Genomic DNA, 10,578 nt, shown 5'->3' on the forward strand with positions numbered 1-10,578 from the left:
GATGGATTCTGCTACAGGTGTGATTGATACCTTAATTACCAATGGTTCGACTGCGACTGAGATTATTCAACATATCGGTGAAGATCTTGGCAATTTAGGTGACCTTGCTGATGGTTCTCCACTTGAAATGGTCGCTGATGCAATCGAAGGTTTCACAGGTGGTGATCTTGGTGACAACCCTGTAACAGGTGTGATTGATACCATTACTGGTGGTACGGATGGTTCTCCTCTTGAAATGGTGACTGATGCAATCGATGGTTTTACGGGTGGTGATTTAGTTGATAACCCTGTAACAGGTGTGATTGATACCATTACTGGTGGTACTGACGGTTCTCCTCTTGAAATGGTCACTGATGCAATCGAAGGTTTCACAGGTGGTGATCTTGGTGACAACCCTGTGACTGGCGTGATTGATACCATCACGGGTGGTACGGATGGTTCTCCTCTTGAAATGATCACAGAAACTGTAAGTGAATTTACAAACACTGATGAATCATTGAGCACGATTACAGATTTACTTGGTAGCATCACAGGTGATTTGAATGGTGGAGCATTAGGTGAGATCACAAATCTTACAGAAACAATCAGTGGAAGCCTGAACGGTGATTCTCTAGATCCAATCACAGGTGCGATTGACGGATTCTGTAGTGATATTGGTTTTGATCTTAATAGTGAAAGTATTATTCTCGGAGTATCAGAACCAACACAAACGATTATCAGTAGTGGTAACTCTGTAATTGATAGTGTTCAAGAAAGTTCTACTGCGATATTTAGCGATAGTACGTTTGAAAGTATTAGTAGCTTGATTAGCTTAAGCGTTGAAAGTGGTGATGATTGTGGTTGTGATGGCGGTGTTGATAGTATCTTGACTGCAATCACAGGTTCGACATCTATACTTACTTCAGTTACGGATACAGGTACTTCAACTGCACCATTAACTGAAACTGTGACTCCACAAACATCGTTAACTAATTTATCAGACAATCTCTTCCATTCATTAAGCTTATTCTAAAAGCTTAAATTGAAAACAAAGGCCGCTATCATTAGCGGCCTTTGCTATTTAAATATACTGTAAAATAAATATCTTCAAAATTTGGGCACAAAAAAACCGCGATTAAGCGGTTAATTGTTTAAGTTGGTGCGCTCAGAGAGATTCGAACTCCCGACCCCTTAGTTCGTAGCCAAGTGCTCTATCCAGCTGAGCTATGAGCGCATTACTTATGTGCCTATTTCGGCATGTGTTACTTTAATCTTTACTTGGTGCGCTCAGAGAGATTCGAACTCCCGACCCCTTAGTTCGTAGCCAAGTGCTCTATCCAGCTGAGCTATGAGCGCCTTAAGTAAAGTGGCGGTGAGAGAGGGATTCGAACCCTCGATACAGTTACCCGTATGCATCCTTAGCAGGGATGTGGTTTCAGCCACTCACCCATCTCACCGTAACACGAGCGCAATAATACAAACTAAAACCACATTACACAAGGGATGATCCTGTTTTTTTCATCTTTTTTAAATCAATCAAATATTTTTTAAACAATTTCTGTATTTTTTCAGCATTTTTTCGTCCAACGCTTGTTAAGATAGTCTTCTCTTTATTTATTTAGATCATTTACATAAACAGAATCTTGCAATCTTTGACGTGCAGTCCAAGTTTGGATGACTTATGCTAAAGTGATCTGCCAGATGTGAAATGGAACGATATGACTAATAATTGGGTTGATCCCGAAGCAAAAGCAGAAGCTGAACGTTACGATAATCCTATTCCTAGCCGAACTCTTATTTTAACTACATTAGAACAATTACAAACTGCAAAATCTCATGCGGAACTTGTTGATCATTTCAACCTACCAGATCAAAAAAGTATTGATGCGTTAAATCATCGCTTAAGCGCAATGGTACGTGATGGTCAGCTCATGAAGGATGGTTTTAAATATCAACCTGCAACAGATTTACCAACACACGAAGCAACGGTTTATATTAATAGTAAAGGTTTAGGTACAGCGAATATTGCTGGACACGATGATGTGCTATTACCTGAACGTGAATTAAGACTCGTTTTTAACGGCGATCGCGTTAAAGTACGTCAGACTTCAGTTGATCGCAAAGGTAAACCTTGGGGTTTTATTACTGAAGTTGTACAACGTCGTGTCAAACAGATTATTGGTAAAATCGCTGAGCATGAAGGTGAATACTTTATTCAACCGAGTAATCCGAATCAGCACCAACCGATTACTTTAGAAAAAGAATTAATTGAGCATGCCAATGCCAAAGTTGGCGATATGCTACGTGTTGCGATTGATGACTACCCGACCCGTGAAGAATTGGCAACAGGTCATGTCGTTCAATCCATGGCAGATAAGGCAGATACAGAGATTATCATTCCGCAGACTATTTTAGAATTTGGCTTGCCTTATGAGTTTCCTGAAGCAGTAATCAAAGAAGCTGAAAGCTTTAAAGAACCTTCTGAACAAGATATTAAAGGTCGTGTTGATTTACGTGACTTACCGTTAGTTACTATTGATGGTGAAGATGCACGAGACTTTGATGATGCAGTCTATGCTGAAAAACGTTCAGGTGGTGGTTATCGTGTGGTTGTTGCGATTGCTGACGTAAGCCATTACGTTCGTTTAGATTCACCTTTAAATGAAGAAGCAGAAGAACGCGGTACCTCAGTTTATTTCCCACACTTTGTCTTACCGATGCTTCCTGAAGCATTATCAAATGGTTTATGTTCTTTAAATCCACATGTAGATCGTCTATGTATGGTCTGTGACTTAAAGTTATCTCGTGCTGGAAAAGTGACAGGTTATGAATTCTATCCTGCGGTAATGCATTCTAAAGCGCGTCTGACTTACACACAGGTTGGTCGATATTTTGAGGGAGTAACAGATGCTATCCCTGAAGATAAAACTATTCATAAATCACTAAATACTCTTTTCCAGCTTTATCAGACCCTCAAAGAGTTACGTGCTAAGCGTCATGCGATGGAATTTGAAACCATCGAAACCTACATGACTTTTGATGAATTAGGTGGAATCAAAGAAATCCTGCCTCGCTCACGTAATGATGCGCATAAGCTCATTGAAGAATGTATGTTATTAGCCAATGTCGCTGCTGCGGAATATGCTTTAGAACATGACATCCCAATGCTCTACCGTGTACATGAGGCTCCTGAGTTTTCACGTATCCAGAAAGTTCGTGATTTCGTAAAATTACTTGGTTTACCATTCCCAGAACAACCTACTCAGGCTGATTATCAACGTGTTATTGAAGCGACCAAAGATCGTCTAGATGCGCCAAGCATTCATGCCGTATTACTACGCTCAATGATGCAAGCGTATTACGGTGCCAAGAATTCTGGGCATTACGGTTTAGCATACGAAGCCTATACGCACTTTACTTCACCAATTCGTCGTTACCCTGACTTATTATTGCATCGTGCGATTAAAGCCTATTTAGATAAAAAGGTTTATCCTCTTTCAGGTGCAGCGCTAGATGATGCGGGTGAGCATTTCTCTCAAACTGAACGTCGTGCTGATGAAGCATCACGCAGTGTCACGACTTGGTTAAAATGCCACTATATGCAACAGCATTTAGGTGATGAATTTGTCGGCATCATCAGTGCAGTAACAGAATTTGGCTTATTTGTTACCTTAAAAGACCTCTATGTAGATGGCATGATTCATGTCAGCCAATTGGGTGAAGATTTCTTCCTCTATGATCAAGCTAGCCAAAGTCTAATTGGTCAGAATCGTGGACAGTCATTTAGCCTCGGTGATGAAGTAAAAATTAAAGTGGCTGGTGTGAATTTGGAAGAACGTAAAATCGACTTCCAATTGGTACAACAACTCACTCATTTAGGTCGTGTGATTCGTCAAAAAGCACCGCGTACAACATCAACTCGAGCAGCCACTACAGAAGAAGTTTTTGGCAAGGCACCAACGGCATCCAAAGTAAGTGAAGATGGTGAAAAGCCTGTGCGTAAGAAAAAGGATAAGAACAAACCAAGTTCTTATACTAAAAAACCTGCTAAAAAAGCTTCGACTAAGCCCGAAAATAAAGAAAAGGCAAAGAAAAAAATAAAAAAGAAAAAGTCGAATGCAAAAGCAAAGAGTGAATAATTCATAAAATAAGAGAGCTTCGGCTCTCTTTCTGTTTTAGAGTTTCAGCTTTTCTTAAATTAAGTTCTATCAAAAAACACGAGTACTCCCCAAAAGCCCAATAAGACAAGATACCAAATCTGCCCTACCAATTCTTTCCCACCAAAAGTACTCAGTATTTCAAAAGTGAGTCCAGATGCAAACAATGCTAACAGCCCAAATACCGCCAGCATGATTGCCCAATCCCCCAACCCATATAAACGTTGTGGTTTTTCACCACTTTTCTTACGTTTAAACCAGCTTAGGAATAATTTATAGTAGACATAGAGTGCCCCAGCACCACACACAAGAAAGAACAACGTCGAAGCTGGACTATTGGCAGAAGGGCTTCCAATCCCCCTAGAGCCCACATATACCGCATTGTTTACCGTAGCGCTGGAGTGAGCAGAAACACACAAAGTTAAGAAAAAACACTGATATTTTTTAATCTCATGATTAGGTTTAACCTATCTAGTTACGCATCGCGCTACAAAAAATTCTTCGTTAGATTTTCTTTGATCATGAGTTTAGCAAGAAATCGGCTTTCATCAAGACATTTACACCGAAGATAAAATTTCTTTTAAATTATAATTACTTATCAAAATTTTCAGCCACCATCCTAAACCACATACAGGCGTTTATAAATAAAAAATGAATCTAGATATAAGAGATGAAGCATAGTTACACTTGATTTCTCCCCCGCTAAGCCCTACATCTATAACTATGTTTAAAGATGAATATGGCAAAAATACAATGACACTACAGCAAGCGACACTCCCCACTCCCCAGTTTGATCAAATTCAACTTGCAGAATTAAAACAACAGATTGAACAGACTATTCAAAATGGTCAAAACTTCTTAAATCAACTCAATGAAGTTCCACAAGCTCCTGAAGACCAACTGGCAACTTTGGCGGAAGTCGATCAGCTTGAAAATAATATGAGTGAATCATGGGGAATTTTGTCACACCTCAATGCGGTTATGAACAATGCCGAAACCCGTGAGGTGTATCAGGCACTTTTACCTAGTTTAAGCGAATATTACACTCAGCTTGGACAGCACACGGTGTTGTATCAAACTTATCAACATATTCATGATAGTGCAGTATTTCAAACGCTGAGCGAAGCACAACAAAGTGCAATTAAACTCGCTTTACGTGATTTCAAACTATCAGGCGTTGCTCTCGAAGGCGAAGCCAAAAAACGTTATGCGGAAATCTCAGCACGTTTATCGCAATTATCTTCAGATTTTTCTAACCATGTACTCGATGCAACACAAGCCTACTTCAAACCATTAACCGAAGAACAGCTCAAAGGTTTACCACAAAGTAGTGTTGAATTATTAAAGCAATACGGCCAACAACGCGAGCTTGAGCAAGCCGTTGCCACACTCGACTTCCCTGCTTATTTTGCGATTATGACCTATGCCGATGATCGAGAACTTAGAGAGGAACTCTACAAAGCCTACGTGACTCGTGCTTCAGAACAATCAGACAAAACCGCGTTCGATAATACCCCTGTGATGGAAGAAATTCTGAGCTTGCGTCAAGAAATGGCTCAACTGCTTGGCTTCAATAATTTTGCTGAATATTCATTGGCTAGCAAAATGGCACCTGATGTTGATACCGTCGATAAGTTTTTGGTCGACTTGGCAGAACATGCCCGCACACCAGCCCTTGCTGAAATCGCTGAACTGAAAGCAATTGCACAACAAGATGGTGTTGAAGAATTAAAACCATGGGATTCAACCTACTATTCTGAAAAATTGAAACAACAACAATTCAATTTGTCTCAAGAAGCGCTTAAATCGTATTTCCCAGCACCCAAAGTTGTGGATGGTTTATTCCAAATCGTTCAACGTCTTTATGGTATTCAAATCATCGAGCGCCATGCTCCTGTATGGCAGAATGATGTTCGTTATTTTGAAATTGAAGATCAAGGTCAAGTCGTTGGTGGTTTCTACTTCGACCTTTATGCACGTAATGGCAAACGTGGTGGCGCATGGATGAGTGGTTTCCGTTCTCGTGTGCAAACGGCCAATGGTCTACAAAAACCAATTTGCTATATGGTGTGTAACTTTACCCCACCGATTGGCGATCAGCCTGCGCTACTGACTCATGATGAAGTGATTACGCTATTTCATGAATTTGGTCATGGCTTACATCACATGCTGACCGAAGTGGATAATATCTCAGTTGCAGGTACGCATGGTGTAGCATGGGATGCCGTTGAATTACCAAGCCAGTTCATGGAATTTTGGGCTTGGGATAATGAAAGTTTGGATGTACTCAGCGAACATACTGAAACTAAGCAAACTTTACCGCAAGAATTGCTATCTGCTTTGTTGAATGCACGTTTCTTCCAGTCAGGTATGCAAACTCTGCGTCAGATTGAATTTGCTCTGTTTGACTTAACCATTCACCGTCAAACACCCGCTTTAAACAGCGAGCAAATCCAAACTACATTAGATGAAATTCGTGCTAAATTTGCGGTTGTTCCGACTGTTCCTTATAACCGTTTCCAACACAGCTTTAGTCATATTTTTGCTGGCGGTTATGCAGCAGGTTATTATTCTTATAAATGGGCGGAAGTTTTGGCGAGCGACGCCTTTGATCGTTTCGAAAATGAAGGTATTTTTAACACCGAGACTGGAAAAGAATTTAGAAAGTTTATTCTAGCAGTTGGCGGAAAAGATACAGCACTTGATGCGTTTCGCAATTTCCGAAAAAGAGAACCAAAAATAGATGCATTATTACGTCATCAAGGTTGGACGAATACGCATAAAACCGCTTAAACTACGTCATTATTGTTCACAGGATGTAATTAACTGACATGAAAAGACAGTTCATCGCGGGTGCTAAATGCCCAAAATGTGGAGCCTTAGATCGTGTGGTTAAGATCATCACTGTGGATGACGAATGGATTGAATGTATCGAATGTGCTTATAGTGAACAGCGTCCTACTCACGTAGAACCAGCTGAACCCGCTGAGCCAGATGAAATTGGGGTGATACAATTCAAGCCTCGTCATTTTGACTAGAAAGGTTAAAAAATGATGTCCTCGTATCAAAATGAAAACTCTAAATTATTATGGATGATCATCGGTGGAATCAGTATCGTCGTGGTGCTGATTTTTGCAGTACAGTGGTTTCTATCTCAAAAAAATCATGAGGCAACTGTTACACCAACGGTGCCAACGATTAGTAAAGCTGCACCGTCAGCACGTCCAGTCGAAACGACTGAAACTGTACAAGCTGCAAGCGAAGTTACTGCACCTATCCAACTAGTTGAAGAGTCAATTATCAAAGATCCAATTCCTGCAAATGACACTTTAGCCAAAGAAGAAATTGCTAAACTGGATGATATTCATCAACAACTTAAAGATCAGCAAAATGAGCTAAAGCAACAACACACTGATGTTGATACTTTAGTAAAACTGAAAGAAGATCAAATTAAGCTTCTTGAAGCTCAACTTGCAGCACAAAATAAATCATAAATAAGTAAGGCTTTAACATGGGTTATAGCCTTAACGTCTTCGATGATTTGTTGGCCATGCTTGATTTAGTTCATCCCTTAATGTGAGGTCTTAACCTCTGTACTTTATATAATTCAATCGAAAATAATAATCGTACATTTCTTTAAAGACAGCAGAGGCTTAGAATATAAGCTGCATCCTTGCACTCACAATGATTATGACGCTGAATCAACCTAATCGTAAGCTCTTCTTAGCGATTAGCTGCCTGACCATCTCGGCTTTTCTTTTCTCCATCATGGGAATCTGCATCAGATACGCATCTCAAACTGTAGATAATTACACGATTGTTTTTTTCCGTAATTTCGTTGGGTTAATGCTTTTCCTACCATTGATTATGAAACAAGGTGCAAGCTTTGTTAAAACAGAAAAATTGTGGATGCATACTTGGCGAAGTCTGGTTGGGCTTGCGGCAATGTATGGTTTTTTCTATGCGATTGCACATTTGAAATTGTCCAATGCCATGGTATTTACGTATTCCTCACCTATTTTTATTCCACTGATTGCTTGGCTATTTTTAAAAGAACGTATTACTAAAGCAATGTTAATGGCAGCTGCATTAGGATTCTTGGGCGTATTTTGTGTTGCAAAACCTGATCAAGGATTGTGGAATTGGGTGTCTGCGATAGGCATAGCATCTAGCCTACTTGCATCAATGGCATTTGTAACCGTAAGAGCACTAACCAAAACTGAACCTCCAGAACGTATCGTGTTTTATTTTTGCTTGATCGGCTCCTTACTTTCAGCCATACCAATGTTTTGGGTTTGGCGACCTTATGCGTTGAAAGAACTTTTTTTTCTTATTGCAGCAGGAATACTTGCAAATGTAAGCCAAATTTTTATGTCTCATGCTTATCGCCTTGCTCCAGCTGGACAGATAGCACCAGTCAACTATATGGCGATCATTTTTGCGGGTGTTTGGGGCTTCTTTCTTTGGCAAGAAACACCTGATTTTTATAGTTTATTCGGTTTTGGATTAATATTACTGGCAATTATTTTATGTAGTCCTTTGAGTCAAAGGCAAAGAAAAAGTCTCTAATAAAGCACAAATAAAAAAGCACCCGAAGGTGCTTTTTTAGGAGCTAAGAGTTAGTGTTTATACCAACCAAACATTTGGAAAATGTATGGTGCGTAAGTTACCAACACTAAAGATGAGAACAATACGATAATAGGTAATAACCAACGCTCATATCGGAAGTAGAAACTTGTATATTTCTCTTTCGCTTCCTTATCTGCTGCCGTAACCTCTTCATCACCGACGGAGAGTCGCGTCAACAAATGGTTCAGCGCAACAGGCGGTGTCACATAACCAAACTCAAATGCAACCAATACGATCATCCAGAAGTGAATTGGATGGATACCATTCTCGTAAGCCACTGGAGCAATCGTTGCAGCAACAAGAATTACCGCACCGAATGGATCGGTTGTCATACCAATAATTGCCAGTAAAAGTGCAATAAATGCCAGTGAAATATAGATATTACCCAAGTGTGTAGGCAATAACTCAACCACTTCTGCACGTTCGATTAGACCACCAACACTTGCCGACAGAGCCATCAACAAGATCAATGCACCAATATGTCCTACAGTTTCTGATGTTGCAAAACGTAAAGCACCACCAAAACCAAAGCCTTTGCTGCCATGTGGATCATGAGACTTTAAGAACTCAGACTTTTTCTCATGCTCACGAACTAAAGCTTCATGCTTAGGATCTGTAACTGGTACTGGATGTTTAGCCGCAAATAATTTGTCGAACAAAATCATCGCGATTAATACCAATGGAAGAATCATTGGTGCTGTAAATTCATTGATTGATGTATCTAAAGCAAGCTTATAGAACATCACCACGGCGAAACCAATGATCACATAAGGAATCACAGGAATACACGCGCGTAACATACCAGGTACAGCAACTTTCGGTGAATTCACACGGAATTTTTCTTCAGCAAGAATCAATGAAACGCCTAAGAAAATAAATGCGGTTAACCAGAAGACATAAATACCGTGATCAAATAACTCTGTTGAAGTCACATGACGACTATCAAGCATCGAAATCAAAATCACAAGTAAACAAGGACGGATCACTACACCTAGTGAACCTGACATTGCAGATACCGCTAAGGCATATTGACGACGTGCACCAGAGTTCCAAACCTCTTTATAGATGATCGCACCAGCTGCAATAACGAAAATACCAGAAGCACCTGTATATGCTGTTGGAATCGCTGCTGCAATCAAGATTAACCAAGTTAAAGTTTCTGGAGCCAAGTTCCATGGACGTAAAATATTCAGGAACAAATCCATGACACGCGTTTGGGTTAGTAACATACCTGCCCAAATGAACAATGCTAGGTTTAAGAAAATCCCTGAGAATTCAACCAAAATACCGAGGTAAATACCTTGCCCCATTGGATAATCCATGAAGAAGGTAAAAACAATACCTGTCACAAGTGACATATAGGCATACAAAGGTACGCTTAAGAATGCTAAACCAACATTTCCTTTTTCTTGAGCATTTTTAGGGACCAAGAATAATTGGAATACACTGATAATGGTCATGACTACGAATAAAATAATCCATAACCATGAAATCGCCATCGTTTTAGCTGTAACTTCAACACCAGAATTGAGTAAGGACTGATATTGGCTCCAAACAGAAGCACTTAATAATCCATTACCCAAGATCATCAAAGTTGAGTAAACACGATAATCAATTTTGCTTTTTGGCGCACGTAAACCAATATGGTGGTAGCGCAAAGATGCTGTAATCGACGTAAACAAGACCATAACTAATAAAAGAACAGTCTGGTTTTCCGATCCAACCTTAAAGATACCGAAGAAAGATGTTTCAACTTGACGATATGTACGAATGCTTGGATGTGCTTCCAAATGCTTCATAGCTTTATCGTAAA

The 10,578-nt window shown here is 39.9% G+C and carries 7 protein-coding genes, 3 tRNA genes and 1 pseudogene; 6 read left to right on the top strand and 5 right to left on the bottom strand.

Annotation, left to right across the window (positions count from 1 at the left end; translation table 11 throughout):
• Nucleotides 1-1,012: hypothetical protein (locus A2003_RS06335; RefSeq protein ID WP_286686995.1), on the top strand; the 1,012-nt coding region annotated here is incomplete at its 5' end.
• A 124-nt stretch (nucleotides 1,013-1,136) separates the two neighbouring features.
• Here A2003_RS06335 and A2003_RS06340 read toward each other — a convergent pair.
• From A2003_RS06340 to A2003_RS06350, 3 genes are all read right to left on the bottom strand, one after another.
• Nucleotides 1,137-1,213 (bottom strand) — tRNA-Arg (locus A2003_RS06340).
• A gap of 45 nt (nucleotides 1,214-1,258) precedes the next feature.
• Nucleotides 1,259-1,335: transfer RNA gene (locus A2003_RS06345), tRNA-Arg, on the bottom strand.
• An 11-nt stretch (nucleotides 1,336-1,346) separates the two neighbouring features.
• Nucleotides 1,347-1,436: transfer RNA gene (locus A2003_RS06350), tRNA-Ser, on the bottom strand.
• A 261-nt stretch (nucleotides 1,437-1,697) separates the two neighbouring features.
• Between A2003_RS06350 and rnr the strand changes: the two genes are divergently transcribed.
• A complete protein-coding gene (gene rnr / locus A2003_RS06355) occupies nucleotides 1,698-4,118 on the top strand; it encodes a ribonuclease R (RefSeq protein ID WP_286686996.1) in 2,421 nt (806 codons plus the stop codon).
• Between the two features lie 59 nt (nucleotides 4,119-4,177).
• On the opposite strand, the pseudogene A2003_RS06360 reads toward rnr, so the two are convergent.
• A pseudogene (locus A2003_RS06360) lies at nucleotides 4,178-4,590 on the bottom strand (putative four-helix membrane protein).
• 299 nt (nucleotides 4,591-4,889) lie between these two features.
• Between A2003_RS06360 and A2003_RS06365 the strand changes: the two are divergent.
• The 4 genes from A2003_RS06365 (at nucleotide 4,890) to A2003_RS06380 (ending at nucleotide 8,705) form a co-directional block, all read left to right on the top strand.
• A complete protein-coding gene (locus A2003_RS06365) occupies nucleotides 4,890-6,929 on the top strand; it encodes a M3 family metallopeptidase (RefSeq protein WP_286686998.1) in 2,040 nt (679 codons plus the stop codon).
• A 38-nt stretch (nucleotides 6,930-6,967) separates the two neighbouring features.
• Entirely contained in the window at nucleotides 6,968-7,174 is a 207-nt protein-coding gene (locus A2003_RS06370) for a YheV family putative zinc ribbon protein (RefSeq protein ID WP_004909296.1), read from the top strand.
• A 12-nt stretch (nucleotides 7,175-7,186) separates the two neighbouring features.
• The gene (locus A2003_RS06375; RefSeq protein WP_171191666.1) at nucleotides 7,187-7,630 is read left to right on the top strand and encodes a hypothetical protein; all 444 of its coding nucleotides are present in this window, start codon (nucleotides 7,187-7,189) and stop codon (nucleotides 7,628-7,630) included.
• 196 nt (nucleotides 7,631-7,826) lie between these two features.
• On the top strand, nucleotides 7,827-8,705 hold the full coding sequence (locus A2003_RS06380; protein WP_286686999.1) for a DMT family transporter: 879 nt from the start codon (nucleotides 7,827-7,829) through the stop codon (nucleotides 8,703-8,705).
• Between the two features lie 50 nt (nucleotides 8,706-8,755).
• Here A2003_RS06380 and A2003_RS06385 read toward each other — a convergent pair.
• The coding region (locus A2003_RS06385; protein WP_286687000.1) for a TRAP transporter large permease subunit at nucleotides 8,756-10,578 on the bottom strand (1,823 nt) is incomplete at its 5' end.

It is taken from the genome of Acinetobacter sp. GWC1_38_13 (assembly GCF_001767535.1).
Taxonomy (GTDB): Bacteria; Pseudomonadota; Gammaproteobacteria; order Pseudomonadales; family Moraxellaceae; genus Acinetobacter; species Acinetobacter junii.